Here is a 13,278-nt window from a genome sequence, read left to right on the forward strand (position 1 = left end):
GATGGCATTCATCAGGCAAAGGGAGAAAGCTGGCGAGGTCAGGCCTGAAAGCCGCGATAGTGGCTGGGCGGAAGGCGATTATGCTGTTGCCACACGCGCCGCAAATGCCGGGCGGAGGCAAAGCCCGCCCGCTCGGCGATGGCTTCCATATCGAGACGGCTGTTGGCAAGAATGTCGCGCGCGAGATTGACCCGCATCAGGTTGACGTAGTCGATGACGCTGATGCCGGTATGCTCGCGAAACAGACGCGATAAATGCCGTTCACTCAGCGCGGCGATATCCGCCAGCCGTTCCAGCGACCAGTCGCCTGCCGGTTCCGCCATCACCCGGTCCTGAACCCGGTGAATGGCAGGGTGGATGTGGTTGCGGCCGGTGAGCCAGGGGGAAATCTGTGGGTCGTTGCCGCTGCGCCTGAGATAAACGACCATGGTTTTGGCAATACGTGCAGCGACCGCCGGGGAGGTGAGCCGGGAAACCACATGCAGCATGAGGTCGATGCCGGTCGAAATGCCGGCACTTGAGAAACGGTTGCCATCCTCGACGAAAAGGCGGTTCTCCGCCACCTGGGATAGAGGTGCGATACGGCGCAGCGCTTCGACGCAATCCGCATGCGTCGTGCAGTTCCGCCCGTCGAAAAGTCCGGCCTCCCCCGCCAGCAGTGCACCTGAGCAGATGGAAACGACCGTGGTGTCGGCGCGCACCGTGTGACGCAGCCACGCCGCCAGCGCCTGCCGTTCCCGGCGCGTTTCCGGCTCGTAATCGAAGCGTGAGGTACTGCCGGAAATCAGCAGGAACGCATTTTCCGGAAGGGTCGTGGGCAGGGCTTCCAGCCCGCAAAGCCCAAGACCGATGGAGGATTGCTGCTGGTCATGCGCTGCGATGTAGCGGCAATCGAAACGGATATCCTTCTGCTCCCCGTTGGCATAACGGATAACTTCCAGCGGGCCTGCAATGTCGAGCAGCAGCGCGTGCGGCGGCACAAGCGTATAAAACGGAATGATGCGTGTGCCGCCTTTGTCCATCAGGCGGCCTTTTTAACGGTTGCAAGCACGTCGTCGACGGTAGCGATGCGTGCAAAGCGGCCTGCCAGCACCAGTTCGGTCCGTTTGCGGATATCGTCCGGGCTGAACACGGTGCCCGAGGCGTGTGTCATCGGAAAGGTAAGCGTCGCCTCGGTAACGTAGTCGACGCTATAGCCGAAGTCAGAAGCATGCCGCGTCGTTGTTTCGCAGCATTGTTCGGTGCGAATGCCGGAGACGATAAGCCGGTTGATGCCCTTCTGCGTCAGCCAGATTTCGAGGCCGGTGCCGGCAAAAGCGGAGTGACGGTTCTTGTGGAAGGTGACATCAGGGCTGATCCGCACACCTTCCAGCGCGCGGATGTAACCGCTTTCCTTTGCAAAGGCCCGGTCACCATCGACATGGAAGATCTGCACGACGGGTATTCCCGCAGCCTTGGCACCGTCAATCAGCGCCTGCTGTTTTTCCAGATAGGCAGCCAGTCCGCTTTCCTCGAAATAGGGTGCGTGCCGGAAGGATTCCTGAACGTCGATGACAAGAAGGGCTGTCTGAGAAGAGGACATTTCATGGTTCTCCATTGGGTTCATGCTTAGCATAATTCACCTTCAAAAGAACGGATGAAAGCAGGAAAACCGACAAAGGCAGGACAGATTCGGCCATCGTTCTTGCGGGGTCTGCAACGCGTGGCTTGCCAGGCTGCCCGACAATGATAAGTTTCGGAGAGATTGCAGAATGGGAGAACGGGATGCTGCGCTTCGGAATAATGTCTACGGCAAAAATCGCTCAGGATCATGTCATCCCGGCGATACAGGATGCCCAGAACTGCGTGGTCAGTGCCATCGCCAGTCGTGATCACGCAAAGGCCCGCGCGGTCGCGGACCGCTTTTCCGTACTCCACGCCTTCGGCTCCTATGAGGCGATGCTGGCATCGGACGTGATCGACGCTGTTTATATTCCGCTTCCCACTGCGCAACATGCGGAATGGACCATAAAAGCCGCTGATGCCGGCAAACATGTTCTTTGCGAAAAGCCGATTGCCCTGAAAGCCGGGGAGATCGACGCCCTCATCGCCGCGCGTGACCGCAATGGCGTCGTCGTATCGGAGGCCTTCATGGTCACTTATTCCCCGGTATGGGCCAAGGTGAAGGAGTTGCTGGCCTCCGGCGCGATCGGAACGCTGAAACATGTGCAGGGCGCTTTCAGCTATTTCAATCGCGATCCCGGCAATATGCGCAATATTCCCGAACTGGGAGGCGGCGCGCTGCCGGATATCGGTGTCTACCCGACCATCGTGACCCGTTTTGCCACCGGCGCCGAGCCGAAGCGCGTGCAGGCGAGCGTGGAGCGCGACAGGGAATTCGGTACGGATATCTATTCCAGCGTCAGGGCCGATTTCGGTGGTTTCGAGCTGAGCTTTTATCTGGCAACCCAGCTTGCCGCCCGGCAACTGATGGTCTTCCACGGCACGGACGGCTACATCGAGGTCAAATCCCCCTTCAACGCCAATCGCTGGGGTGCGGAAGAGATCGAACTGACCAATCAGGCCCATAACCAGTCGCAAATCTTCCGGTTTCAGGACAGTCGTCAATACAAGCTGGAGGCGGAAGCCTTTGCCCGTGCAGCGAAAGGCGAGGGGGAAGTCGTTACGCTGGAAAACTCGAGGAAGAACCAGCTTTTCATCGATGCCATTTATCGGGCGGCCGAAAAGGATGGCTGGGAGCCGGTCTAATCCCGATCCAGCCGCTGCCTTCGAAGCCGCCTGTAGCCGTAAAGAGCCAACGCCAGTGCGGCGAGTGCCGAAAAGGCAAGCGGGATGAGAGGCTGCACCAGCGGGTTGCGCCATTGCAGCAGGGAAAACAGCCCGACGCTCACGATGCGGGAGGTGAGTGTGACGGCTTTTGCCAGAAATCCGCTTACCTCGCCGGACGCATCGCGCCTCGAGCGGCCCATCTGCCAGCTTGCCGCAAGGCCTGCCGCAGCGCCGGGCAGGCGGGCGGCAAGCGGCTCGATACCGATGTAAAAAATCAGCAGACAGGTGACGGCAAGGTCAACGGCCAGTCCGTAAATCTCGCTCAGTGCAAAGCGGGAAAACCTCAAAGCCGTCAGCTTTTAGAGGGTCGGCTGAGTGGAGCGCGGGCGTTGCAGCACCAGCAGGCCGATGACGACACCCACAACGCCGAAATTGTAACCGGCGAGCGCAAGCAGCAGCGACATCAGCGGCACGGCCGTGGAAGAAAGCGCCATTGCCACACCATAGGCGCCGATAATCATCATGCAGATGAAAATAATGCTGAAAACCGAACGCAACGCAACTGCGGTAACGCCGAGTATTGTGGCGGTAAGAAAAATCATGATGCCGCCTCCTCTTTGGTTGCCGGGCCTTGGGAGAAAACCTAGCGTCTTCACCCCTAACGAACCCTTGTTTTCTCCTCCATTCCCTCTTTTCCTAACTCGTTAGTTGAGGATATGGTTTCATCACCGTTAAAATTGGGCAGACCGGTGCCAGCATTTCCGAATCGACGGGTTTTGGTTACAAACGGGCATGAGCGATATCTTTTCCCACGCCGCATTGAGCAATCTTGCCGAATTCTCGGTGTCCGAACTGTCGGGTTCCATCAAGCGAACGGTGGAAACGGCTTTCGATCAGGTACGGGTGCGCGGTGAGATTTCCGGTTATCGCGGTCCCCACTCATCGGGACACGCCTATTTCTCGCTGAAGGACGATCGCGCCCGCATTGATGCGGTGATCTGGAAAGGCACGTTTTCGCGGCTGAAATTCCGTCCGGAAGAGGGCATGGAAGTCATCGCCACCGGTAAGGTCACCACCTTTCCCGGCTCGTCGAAATATCAGATCGTCATCGAAAGCCTCGAGCCGGCCGGCGCCGGCGCGCTGATGGCGCTGCTCGAAGATCGCCGCAGACGTCTGGCGGCGGAGGGGCTGTTCGATCCGGAACGCAAGCGCCGTCTGCCCTTCATGCCGCATGTCATCGGTGTCGTTACCTCGCCCACCGGCGCGGTCATTCGCGATATTCTGCACCGCATTTCGGATCGTTTTCCGGTCCACGTCGTCGTCTGGCCGGTCAAGGTGCAGGGTGAAGGCTCGGGCGAGGAAGTGGCGAACGCCATTCGCAGCTTCAATGCGCTGCAACCCGGTGGGGAAATTGCGCGGCCCGATGTGCTGATCGTCGCGCGTGGCGGCGGCAGTCTGGAGGATCTCTGGAGCTTCAACGACGAAATCGTCGTGCGCGCCGCAGCCGAGAGCGAAATCCCGCTGATTTCCGCCGTAGGGCATGAGACCGATACGACATTGATCGATTACGCCGCCGATGTCCGTGCGCCGACACCGACGGGAGCCGCCGAAATGGCCGTGCCGGTGCGGGCCGAACTGGAAGCGCAGCTTTCCGGCCTTGCTGCACGCCTTTCAGGTTCGGTCTCGCGGCAGATGGACAATCGCCGTCAGGGCCTGCGGGCGCTGGTACGGGCGCTGCCTTCACTGGACCAGCTTCTGGCCCTGCCGCGCCGCCGCTTCGATGAGGCCGCAGGCGGTCTCGGTCGCGGGCTTGAAATGACGACGCTCAACAAGCGCCGCGCCTTCGAACGCTCCGCGTCGGGTCTGAGGCCCGAAACCCTGCTGAACGGTCTCAAGCACCACAGGCAGCGTATTACCGAGCGGATGCACCGCGCCGAGACTCTGGTGGAACGTCGTCTGTTGCAGGGAAAAGGCCGTGTCGATGCCTTCGATTCCGCGCTGCGTTCGCTTCCCGCCCGCCTGCTCGGCCAGCTGGAGCGGCAGAACGAGCGGGTCGTTACCGCAGCTCGCCGGGCTGATACCGCCGTGCTGCATCGTATGGCGCAGAACCGCTCGGGCCTTGCCGCGCATAATCGCGTTTTGGAATCGCTGTCCTACAAGAACGTGTTGAAACGCGGCTATGCCGTTATCCGCGACGAGGAAAACCGGCCATTGACCCGCGCTGCCGCTGTTGCCTCGGGTGTTGTCGTATCCATGGAGTTTGCCGATGGCCGCGTTTCCGCCATCACAACAGGGGAGGGCGCGCCTCCTCCCGATACTCCCGCCACGCAAAAAAAGAAGCCGGCAAAACCGGCTTCTTCTGGTCCGAGTGATCAGGGCGACCTGTTCTGATCAGATCGACGTCGCATCCGAGAAACGGCGGCTGACGGTGAAGCTCTTTTCGATATCGGGATGCAGCTCCATGCCGAGGCCGGCGCCCGGCGGCACGGTGATCATGCCGTTTTTCACTTCCGGCAATGCGGTGACGAGATCGCGATACCAGGTCTTGTAGAAGGCGCGCACGCTTTCCTGCACCAGTGCATTCGGCGCGTTGAGCGACAGGTGCGTGGAGGCGCAGAGGACCACCGGGCCGGTGCAATCATGCGGCGCGACGGGCAGATGCCAGGCTTCCGCCATCGAGGCGATCTTGCGCGCCTCGGAGAGCCCGCCGCACCAGCTGATGTCAAGCATCACCACGCCGGCAGCGCCCGTTTCCAGCAGATCGCGGAAAGCCCAGCGGGAACCCAGCGTTTCCGATGCGGAGATGGGTGCCGGCGAAACGGCGGCATACCGCGTCAGGCTGGAAAGGCTGTCCATCTTGATCGGGTCTTCATGCCAGAAGGTCTGGTAGGGGGTGAGCGCCTTGGCGATTTGCATGGCGGGCAGAAGCTGCCACATGGAGTGAAACTCCACCATGATGTCCATCTTGTCGCCCACGGCCTTGCGGATTTTCTCGAATGGCTCGAGCGCGCTTTTCAGGTCCGGCATCGAGATATATTGCCCGCGCGTCTTTTCCGCCGCTGCATCGAAAGGCCAGATCTTCATGGCCGTGATGCCGTCTTCCAGCAGCGAATGGGCAAGCTCGTCGGCCCGGTGCAGGAAGCCGTTCAGGTCGTCATAGTCCTTGCCACCGGAGAGGCCATAATTGGCCGTCTGCTGGCCGGTCGCCTTCTTGATATATTCCGTGCCCGCGCAGGTATTGTAGGTACGGATTTCCTTCCGGCTGAAACCGCCGAGCAATTGGGCGATAGGCTGATTGGTTGCCTTGCCGAAAATATCCCACAGCGCGATATCGAAGGCCGAATTGCCGCGCACTTCCGCGCCCGATGAACGAAAGCCGAGATAACCGACGAGGTCCTGCGCGAGAAGGTCGATCTGCATCGGATCGCGGCCGATCACGCGGGGTGCGATATATTCATGCACGTAGGTTTCCACCGTCTCGGCGCCGTAGAAGGTTTCGCCAAGCCCGGTAATGCCCTCGTCGGTGTGGACCAGAACCCAGAGCAGGTTTGCCCGTTCCGCCACACGGACGGTCTCAAGTTTCGTAATTTTCATGAAGTGTCTCCTCCAGAGGCAGGTCGTGTTCCGTCTGGAACTGCGTTGAAAAAATCAGGCGATGCCGGCGGCCAGAAGCGCATGCACGCTTTCATCGAAATGCCGCGCCATCAGCGTTGAGGCCGTTTGCGGGTCGCCCGCCGCAATGGCCTGTCCGATGGCGACGTGAAGTTCACCTGCGGCATGGCGCTGCGCATCGGATGTGCGGCTCTTCCAGCCGATCGGCCAGGTCTGGCGCGTCACATTCTGGAAGGCGCCGAGAATGAGTTCGAAAACCGGGTTTTTGGATGCTCTGGCAACGGCAAGGTGAAAGGCAAGGTCATGCTCCATCACCTTGTCATTGTCGCCGAAATCCCGCTCCATATTATTGGCGTGATCGAGAATGGTAAGCGCTTCAGCATCTGTTCTCCGCAGCGCCGCGAGCGTCACGGTTCTGACTTCGATGGTGCGGCGCACGTCATAAATCTGCTGGATGTTGATCTGCTCGGTGTGAATGCCATGTTCGAACATCAGCGACATCGCACCATGATCCAGCGTCGCCACCGTGGCGCGCTTGCCGGCGCTGACATCGATCAGCCGCATGGCCGACAGGGACCGGAAGGCCTCGCGAACGACAGTGCGGGAAACACCGAGTTGCTGCGACAGCGAAAGTTCGCTCGGCAGTTTCGCACCGGGGGCAAGTTCATTTTCCCGGATGTGACGGGTTATCGCGCCGATCGTGCTACTGACGAGACCGGTTTCATGGGAAATGGCGTTATACATTTTTCCTCCAACCTGTAGTACAGGTTTATGGAAAATTGCTTACAAGATTTTTTTCAAGGAAACAAGCGCGATTGCGGTCCAGAACGCAGTGCAAGCCTATTCTTCGAAGTCCCGCAAAAACCGTTTCAAAAGCCGGTTCAGCATTGTTCGTTCCTCTTCGCTGAGAGTGGCGACCAGCCGTTGCTGGTTTTCGACATGGGCGCTGACAGCATCCTCGACAATGGCAAAGCCGCGTTCCGTCAATGATATCAGCACACTGCGCCGGTCCTGCGGGTTGTGGATGCGCTCCACCAGCCCGGCTTTTTCCAGCTGGTCGATCCGGTTGGTCATGGTGCCGGAACTCACCATTGTCATCGCCAGCAAGTCGCCAGGGGAGAGCCGGTATGGCGAGCCTGCGCGCCGCAATGTCGCCAGCACATCAAAAGCAGAAGATGAAAGGCCGTGTTTCAGCAGCACTGCCTCCACCTCGCGGCCGAGATGTGTGGTGAGCCGGTTCAGGCGCCCGAGCAGCCCCATCGGGCCGACATCGAGGTCCGGTCTTTCCCTGCGCCATTGCGCCAGAATGTGATCGACGTGATCAAGCGGTTCTTTGCTCATGACAAAGGCATAGCAATTGATATCTTGACGTCAAGATAAAATCGGCTAGATTGCATTTATCTTGATATAGAGATTCTTGAAATGAAGAAAAATACCACCTATGCAGCCGACGTGCTGGTAACTGCACTTGCCCCCGCCATCTGGGGAAGCACCTATTTCGTCACGACCGAATTTTTGCCGCAGGGATATCCATTCCATGTTGCCATGCTGCGCGCATTGCCGGCCGGTATCCTGCTGCTGCTTCTCGTCCGAAAGCTGCCGCAGGGCGTCTGGTGGCCGCGCAGCTTTGTTCTCGGCGCGCTGAATTTCTCATTTTTCTGGGCGATGCTTTTCGTTTCTGCTTACCGACTACCGGGTGGAGTCGCGGCGACGGTAGGCGCGGTCCAGCCCCTGATCGTGATTGGCCTCTCCCGGTTGTTTCTCACCACGCCGGTTCGACCGCTCGCCATCGCCGCCGGTCTTTTGGGCATTATGGGTGTCGCGCTTCTGGTCCTGGCGCCGGGTGCCGCGCTCGATGGTGTCGGCGTGGCCGCGGGTCTTGCCGGTGCCGTATCGATGGCGTTCGGAACCGTGCTGACCCGCAAATGGCGGCCGCCGGTTTCGAACCTCACCTTCACCGCCTGGCAATTGACGGCGGGTGGCATTCTGCTCCTGCCGGTCGCATATTTTCTGGAACCGGCCCTGCCTGCACCGACCACGGCCAATATTCTCGGCATGGCCTATCTGGGTCTCATCGGTGCTGCCTTGACCTATTTTCTGTGGTTTCGCGGCCTCGCCCGCATCGAACCCTCGGCGGCCGCATCGCTCGGTTTTCTAAGTCCGGTCGTTGCAACCCTGCTCGGCTGGCTGGCGCTTGGCCAAAGCCTCACGCCAGCGCAGATCGTCGGGTTTGTTGCGGTGCTCTTCAGCATCTGGCTCAGTCAGCGCAGCCAGTTGCCGAGATAGACTTTTATCAGGCCCATTCGCCCTTGCGCATAACGGGAACCGTGGAGCCGTCCGGCTTCACGCCATCGATATCCACCTTGTCGGAACCGATCATCCAGTCGATGTGGATCAGGCTGGAATTGCCGCCCTGCGCCTTGATCTGATCCTGCGACAGCGAAGCGCCATCGAGGAAGCATTTCGAATAGCATTGTCCGAGCGCAATGTGGCAGGAGGCATTTTCGTCGAACAGCGTGTTGTAAAACAGGATGCCGCTTGCCGAGATCGGCGAGGAATGCGGCACAAGCGCCACTTCACCCAGGCGCCGGGCACCCTCATCGGTATCCAGCACCTTGTTCAGTACGGCTTCGCCCTTCGAAGCCTTGGCCTCCACGATGCGGCCGGCCTCGAACTTCACCTGAATATTGTCGATCAGCGTTCCCTGATGCGACAGTGGCTTCGTGCTGGACACGTAACCATCCACGCGCAGCGCATGCGGCGTGGTGAACACTTCTTCCGTCGGGATGTTCGGGTTGCAGGTCACGCCGTTCTTGGCGGTGGAAGCGCCGCCGTGCCATTCATGGCCATCCGCCAGGCCGATTCTCACATCCGTGCCGGGGCCGGTGAAATGCAGCGATGCGAAGCGTTCACCGTTCAGCCATGCCGAACGTTTGGCGAGATTGGCGTTATGCTCCGCCCATGCCGCGACCGGATCGGCCAGATCCACCCGCGAGGCGGCGAAGATGGCGTCGGCAAGTCTGCGCACCGCTTCGTCTTCCGTCACATCAGGAAAGACCTGCTTTGCCCAGGAGGGGTTGGGATAGGAGATGATGTTCCAGTTGATATCGAAATTGGAAATCTTCTCCAGCGCCGGCTTGTAGGCGGTGGAGTTGGCCTTGTTGGCGCGCGCCACCTTGGCGGGGTCCTGCTCGGCCAGCAGCATGGGGTTGTCGCCGGCAATCGCCAGCCGCGCCGCGCCATTGGCATAGGCCTTCGCCATGCCCTCATAAAGCCAGCCGGAAGCCCGGTCGAAATTGGTGTCACTGGCATGCCGATAACGGGAAAGTGTGGTTTCCTCGTCGGAATAGAAGGTGGTGACCAGTCCACCGCCGGCAAGATAAGCATGTTTTGTCAAAAGCCGAACCAGCGGCAGCGCTGCCAGCGGAGCAGTGATCACCAGATCCTGATCCTTCTGCAATTGCAGGCCGACTTTGACGGCGACTTCGGCCAGTTTTTCGAGTTTGACGGGATCGATGGGAGAAACGGTCATGATCTGCCTTCGCATATTTCAATTGGAGGCGCCGACCATAGCCCATTCCTTTCGAAAGCCAAATGCTTTCAAAAGCTGGATTGAAGCCTCAGTCGGCCACCAGCGGCGCAATGATGGCCTTTAGTGCTGTCTGGGCGTCGCGGGGTGAAAGCCGCACCTGCAAGCCTCGCTGTCCGCCATTCATGTAAACATAATCATGCGCCATCGCCTCAGCCTCAATGGCCGTCGGCACCTGTTTCTTCTGCCCGAAAGGGCTGATGCCGCCAACATGGTAACCCGTGGCGCGTTCCGCATCGGCCGGTTTCATCATGCTGGCGGATTTGCCGCCGAAAGCCGCGGCGAGCTTCTTCATGCTCACTTCGCGATCGGACGGGACAACGACGCAGATCGGCTTGCCGTCCAGCTCAGCCATCAGCGTTTTCAACACCAGATGCGGCGGTTCGCCGATCGCCTCAGCCGCCTGCAGGCCGATCCTGTCGGCATTTGGATCGTAGTCATAGCTGACGGTGGTGAAGGCGACGCCAGCCTTGGCCAGCATTTGGGTAGCGCGGGTCGTTTTGGACATTGGGAACGACGTTCAGGCAAAGAGGGTCTGGTAGGTTTCCGGTTTGAAGCCGACGGTGATCTTGCCCTTCGCTTCCAGCACGGGGCGCTTGATCATTGAGGGCTGCTCCAGCATCAGCCCGATGGCCTTTTCGCGGTCAAGATCGGCTTTCTGGCCGTCATTCAGTTTCTTGAAGGTCGTGCCGGCCCGGTTGAGAACCGTTTCCCAGCCTGCGGCATCACACCATGTTTCGAGATGGGCGCGGTTAATGCCGGTCGCTTTATAGTCATGGAAAGAATAGTCGACGCCATTGGTTTCCAGCCAGCTTCTGGCCTTCTTCATCGTGTCGCAGTTCTTGATGCCGTAAATCGTGATCGTCATGCTGCCAGCCCCTTTGTCTTCAAGCTCTCCGGCATAACAAAATATACGCCTTATTCAACCGTCCGCTGAAGTGCCCTGCCTCGTTTGAGAACTGCGGCACCCAAGCAATGCAAAATCGCGATGGCTGATATCCAAACGAGCGCGAGCAAAGCTGCATGGCTTCCCTGCTACATCATGAGTTGTAGAACTGGCCCGAAATGCCCATTATCTGGGCATCAAAGATGGAGAGAAAAATGCGTCAGGTTGCAAAGACATCGCGTAACTTCTTCGGCGAAACTTTCGCCGTTCTGGGTGCAGCACTTTCGGTTTCGGCCGCTGTTCGCGCACACCGCAAGCCGGCCCGCGCCGACCTCGAAGCCCTCGGCATCGACGGCAAGGCTTTCGACAAGGTTCAGCTCTAAGCTGGTCATTATCCGTTGCGAGGCGGTATCGCCTCGCTTGCGCCTGGGACTGAAACCGGATTGGTTTTCGACGGGCGTGGTGGATGTCAGGATAATTCGAAGACCGTCATTGTGTTCGCACAACGACGTGCAGCGTGGCTCTAAACAGCAGATGCGGAACAATTGCGGCGTGTGAGCTTGGCATGCCGCTTCGCGCAGGCATTATCGTCCCGCCACCCTTTGCGTCGGCCGCTTCGAGGGACCGATCACTTTTTCTGGCAGATATAATTGGCTCTCAGGCCGCTCGTAACGGTCCGCTTTCGCCGAAAGTGCGAAGCGCCCGAGAGGCTCGTGCCGTGTTTCGCCATTATGGCTGAAAACAAGCTCGAAACTACCCGCCAGCCAGCTATAGGGTTTTCCAGCCGGCATTGGCTCGATTTTCCCGCAGCCGTAAATCATGGTGAGATGCGGCGTAAACGACGGTGCGGCGATATAGGGAAGATTTGCCCGCCACAGCGCGCGCTGCAACATCTTCACCAAAGCCTTGAGTTCCGGCATCTCGCGGCTGCTGCTTAGCACCAGACTGTTGCGATTGCCGAAAAGCGACGTTCGATCGAATGTGATTGGAACGGGTCGCGCTTTTATCTCCTCCAGCGCCGCCTTCAGCCTGTTTACCAGCCCGTGAGGCACAGTCTCGAAACATCCGATACAGAGCAGGGTTATATGCAGAAGCTCTGCCGGATAGGCCTCGCGCTTTGTCCGTCCTGCCGCATGACACGATGCATCGGCAAAAATTCTTTCCGCCAGAGCTGCCGGCGGCTTTAATAATAACAGGACCTTGTTGCTAAAACGCGGATTGAAGCGTCGTATTTTCTGCGGCTCCAGCCCATCAAAGACAAGCTGCCTCAAAGCGCCTTTTTCCGTCAACTCGAAACCCATGACGATGCTCCACGGCCTTTTGCCAAGACCGAGATACTATCATCGCCAAAAAAAATTAAAAGAACAAAAAGAGAACATTTGGCTGTTTAGAGCTTACCTGATGCCGCGGAGCAGAGCCGCCCACGAACCCAATAAGAGCCATGCAATGATTGGCGCGATCCGATAGCATGTTGGCGCGTTCCGATACTGACACTGAAAAACCAATCACATAAACCATCGCTTATTTTGAAACGGGATGCGCAAAATGACTGGAACGGTCCTTATTACCGGAACTTCGAGCGGCCTTGGCCGTGCCACGGCCAAGCTCTTTCAAGCGAAGGGATGGAACGTCATCGCGACAATGCGCGACCCAGAGTCCGAAAAAGAACTGACGAAGCTTGCAAACACCCTCGTCATCCGCCTCGACGTTCAGGATTTGACGTCGATCACCGCCGCGCTGGTAGCCGGTTTGGCAAGGTTCGGTCGTATCGACGCCCTCATCAACAATGCGGGCTACGGCGCTTACGGCCCCCTCGAGGCAACGTCCTTTGAAAGCGTGCGCCGCCAGTATGATGTGAATGTCCTTGGCCTCATAGCAACAACCAAAGCTCTGCTGCCACATTTTCGGAAAAACCGCAGCGGCGCCATCGTCAACATCTCATCGATGGGTGGACGCGTCGCCTTTCCGATCGGCACGCTCTATCACGGCACCAAGTTCGCGGTGGAAGGCTTTTCTGAAGCGCTGCAATATGAGCTTGCGCCACTCGGCATCCGTGTGAAAATCGTCGAGCCCGGCGTGATCAACACGGATTTTTCCGGTCGGTCCTTCGAATTCAACGACGATCCGGCCCGTCCTGAATATCAACCCGTTATCCAGGGTTTGTGGAACCTTGCGAGTTCGATGAGGGACCACACATCGTCGCCAGAGGCGATTGCGGAAGTCGTTTACGAGGCGACAACGGATAAGAGCGACCGGCTCCGCTATGTCGCTGGCGCCGATGCAGAGCAACTCCTCGCCGCCCGCCATGCGACAAACGACGCAGAGTTCTTCGCCGGTATGAAGGCGCAAGTCGGGATCGCTTAGGTCGTCGCGCCTGCTGCCCGCCGATGTTTTGAATTGATCGGCGCAGATTATAACCCGT

15 protein-coding genes are annotated in these 13,278 nt (G+C 58.9%); 4 read left to right on the forward strand and 11 right to left on the reverse strand.

The genetic code is table 11. The annotated features are described in order from the left end of the window. Nucleotides 1–38: 38 nt before the first annotated feature. Both FY152_13755 and FY152_13760 read right to left on the reverse strand, forming a co-directional pair. A complete protein-coding gene (locus FY152_13755) occupies nucleotides 39–1,022 on the reverse strand; it encodes a GlxA family transcriptional regulator (GenBank protein ID UXS33109.1) in 984 nt (327 codons plus the stop codon). After that, nucleotides 1,022–1,582: an isochorismatase family protein gene (locus tag FY152_13760; GenBank protein ID UXS33110.1), complete on the reverse strand. Its 561-nt coding sequence runs from the start codon at nucleotides 1,580–1,582 to the stop codon at nucleotides 1,022–1,024. Before FY152_13760 ends, FY152_13755 begins: the two co-directional genes overlap by 1 nt. Nucleotides 1,583–1,764: 182 nt before the next feature. Here FY152_13760 and FY152_13765 point away from each other — a divergent pair, with 182 nt between their 5' ends. Next, entirely contained in the window at nucleotides 1,765–2,748 is a 984-nt protein-coding gene (locus FY152_13765; protein UXS33111.1) for a Gfo/Idh/MocA family oxidoreductase, read from the forward strand. Here FY152_13765 and FY152_13770 read toward each other — a convergent pair. Both FY152_13770 and FY152_13775 read right to left on the reverse strand, forming a co-directional pair. Beyond that, a complete protein-coding gene (locus FY152_13770; protein ID UXS33112.1) occupies nucleotides 2,745–3,116 on the reverse strand; it encodes a hypothetical protein in 372 nt (123 codons plus the stop codon). The genes FY152_13765 and FY152_13770 overlap by 4 nt on opposite strands. A gap of 12 nt (nucleotides 3,117–3,128) precedes the next feature. Beyond that, the gene (locus FY152_13775; GenBank protein UXS33113.1) at nucleotides 3,129–3,371 is read right to left on the reverse strand and encodes a hypothetical protein; all 243 of its coding nucleotides are present in this window, start codon (nucleotides 3,369–3,371) and stop codon (nucleotides 3,129–3,131) included. Nucleotides 3,372–3,561: 190 nt separating this feature from the next. Between FY152_13775 and FY152_13780 the strand changes: the two genes are divergently transcribed. Beyond that, nucleotides 3,562–5,160 carry an exodeoxyribonuclease VII large subunit gene (locus tag FY152_13780; protein ID UXS33114.1) on the forward strand — a complete coding sequence of 533 codons (1,599 nt, stop codon included), beginning with the start codon at nucleotides 3,562–3,564 and terminating at the stop codon, nucleotides 5,158–5,160. Here the strand turns inward: FY152_13780 and FY152_13785 are convergent, their stop codons facing one another. The 3 genes from FY152_13785 to FY152_13795 all read right to left on the reverse strand — a co-directional run bounded on the left by FY152_13785 (nucleotide 5,161) and on the right by FY152_13795 (nucleotide 7,722). After that, nucleotides 5,161–6,363, reverse strand: coding sequence for a mandelate racemase/muconate lactonizing enzyme family protein (locus FY152_13785; protein UXS33115.1), 1,203 nt, complete (start codon nucleotides 6,361–6,363; stop codon nucleotides 5,161–5,163). A 54-nt stretch (nucleotides 6,364–6,417) separates the two neighbouring features. Beyond that, nucleotides 6,418–7,125, reverse strand: coding sequence for a FadR family transcriptional regulator (locus tag FY152_13790; protein UXS33116.1), 708 nt, complete (start codon nucleotides 7,123–7,125; stop codon nucleotides 6,418–6,420). 96 nt (nucleotides 7,126–7,221) lie between these two features. Next, nucleotides 7,222–7,722 carry a MarR family transcriptional regulator gene (locus FY152_13795; protein UXS33117.1) on the reverse strand — a complete coding sequence of 167 codons (501 nt, stop codon included), beginning with the start codon at nucleotides 7,720–7,722 and terminating at the stop codon, nucleotides 7,222–7,224. Nucleotides 7,723–7,803: 81 nt separating this feature from the next. Here FY152_13795 and FY152_13800 point away from each other — a divergent pair, with 81 nt between their 5' ends. After that, on the forward strand, nucleotides 7,804–8,667 hold the full coding sequence (locus tag FY152_13800; protein UXS33118.1) for an EamA family transporter: 864 nt from the start codon (nucleotides 7,804–7,806) through the stop codon (nucleotides 8,665–8,667). Nucleotides 8,668–8,674: 7 nt separating this feature from the next. Here the strand turns inward: FY152_13800 and FY152_13805 are convergent, their stop codons facing one another. The 4 genes from FY152_13805 to FY152_13820 form a co-directional block, all read right to left on the reverse strand. Further along, nucleotides 8,675–9,913 (reverse strand): aminopeptidase, encoded by a 1,239-nt coding sequence (locus FY152_13805; GenBank protein UXS33119.1) that lies wholly within the window; start codon nucleotides 9,911–9,913, stop codon nucleotides 8,675–8,677. Between the two features lie 88 nt (nucleotides 9,914–10,001). After that, the gene (ybaK, locus tag FY152_13810) at nucleotides 10,002–10,478 is read right to left on the reverse strand and encodes a Cys-tRNA(Pro) deacylase (protein ID UXS33120.1); all 477 of its coding nucleotides are present in this window, start codon (nucleotides 10,476–10,478) and stop codon (nucleotides 10,002–10,004) included. A 12-nt stretch (nucleotides 10,479–10,490) separates the two neighbouring features. Then, nucleotides 10,491–10,838: an ArsC family reductase gene (locus FY152_13815; protein UXS33121.1), complete on the reverse strand. Its 348-nt coding sequence runs from the start codon at nucleotides 10,836–10,838 to the stop codon at nucleotides 10,491–10,493. A gap of 602 nt (nucleotides 10,839–11,440) precedes the next feature. Then, nucleotides 11,441–12,157 carry a 2'-5' RNA ligase gene (locus FY152_13820; protein ID UXS33122.1) on the reverse strand — a complete coding sequence of 239 codons (717 nt, stop codon included), beginning with the start codon at nucleotides 12,155–12,157 and terminating at the stop codon, nucleotides 11,441–11,443. 244 nt (nucleotides 12,158–12,401) lie between these two features. On the opposite strand from FY152_13820, the gene FY152_13825 reads away from it, so the two are divergent. Further along, nucleotides 12,402–13,220, forward strand: a complete 819-nt coding sequence (locus tag FY152_13825; protein ID UXS33123.1) for an SDR family oxidoreductase — start codon at nucleotides 12,402–12,404, stop codon at nucleotides 13,218–13,220. The last annotated feature ends 58 nt before the right edge of the window (nucleotides 13,221–13,278 follow it).

The organism is Agrobacterium tumefaciens, from assembly GCA_025560025.1.
GTDB lineage: Bacteria > Pseudomonadota > Alphaproteobacteria > Rhizobiales > Rhizobiaceae > Agrobacterium.

What these genes read in the sequence shown, in the direction of transcription:
- FY152_13755 (UXS33109.1), bottom strand. Translation starts at nt 1,022, where the DNA reads ATGGACAAAGGCGGCACACGCATCATTCCGTTTTATACGCTTGTGCCG.
- FY152_13765 (UXS33111.1), top strand. Translation starts at nt 1,765, where the DNA reads ATGCTGCGCTTCGGAATAATGTCTACGGCAAAAATCGCTCAGGATCAT.
- FY152_13820 (UXS33122.1), bottom strand. Translation starts at nt 12,157, where the DNA reads ATGGGTTTCGAGTTGACGGAAAAAGGCGCTTTGAGGCAGCTTGTCTTT.
- ybaK (UXS33120.1), bottom strand. Translation starts at nt 10,478, where the DNA reads ATGTCCAAAACGACCCGCGCTACCCAAATGCTGGCCAAGGCTGGCGTC.
- FY152_13790 (UXS33116.1), bottom strand. Translation starts at nt 7,125, where the DNA reads ATGTATAACGCCATTTCCCATGAAACCGGTCTCGTCAGTAGCACGATC.
- FY152_13775 (UXS33113.1), bottom strand. Translation starts at nt 3,371, where the DNA reads ATGATTTTTCTTACCGCCACAATACTCGGCGTTACCGCAGTTGCGTTG.
- FY152_13785 (UXS33115.1), bottom strand. Translation starts at nt 6,363, where the DNA reads ATGAAAATTACGAAACTTGAGACCGTCCGTGTGGCGGAACGGGCAAAC.
- FY152_13825 (UXS33123.1), top strand. Translation starts at nt 12,402, where the DNA reads ATGACTGGAACGGTCCTTATTACCGGAACTTCGAGCGGCCTTGGCCGT.
- FY152_13805 (UXS33119.1), bottom strand. Translation starts at nt 9,913, where the DNA reads ATGACCGTTTCTCCCATCGATCCCGTCAAACTCGAAAAACTGGCCGAA.
- FY152_13800 (UXS33118.1), top strand. Translation starts at nt 7,804, where the DNA reads ATGAAGAAAAATACCACCTATGCAGCCGACGTGCTGGTAACTGCACTT.
- FY152_13815 (UXS33121.1), bottom strand. Translation starts at nt 10,838, where the DNA reads ATGACGATCACGATTTACGGCATCAAGAACTGCGACACGATGAAGAAG.
- FY152_13760 (UXS33110.1), bottom strand. Translation starts at nt 1,582, where the DNA reads ATGTCCTCTTCTCAGACAGCCCTTCTTGTCATCGACGTTCAGGAATCC.
- FY152_13795 (UXS33117.1), bottom strand. Translation starts at nt 7,722, where the DNA reads ATGAGCAAAGAACCGCTTGATCACGTCGATCACATTCTGGCGCAATGG.
- FY152_13780 (UXS33114.1), top strand. Translation starts at nt 3,562, where the DNA reads ATGAGCGATATCTTTTCCCACGCCGCATTGAGCAATCTTGCCGAATTC.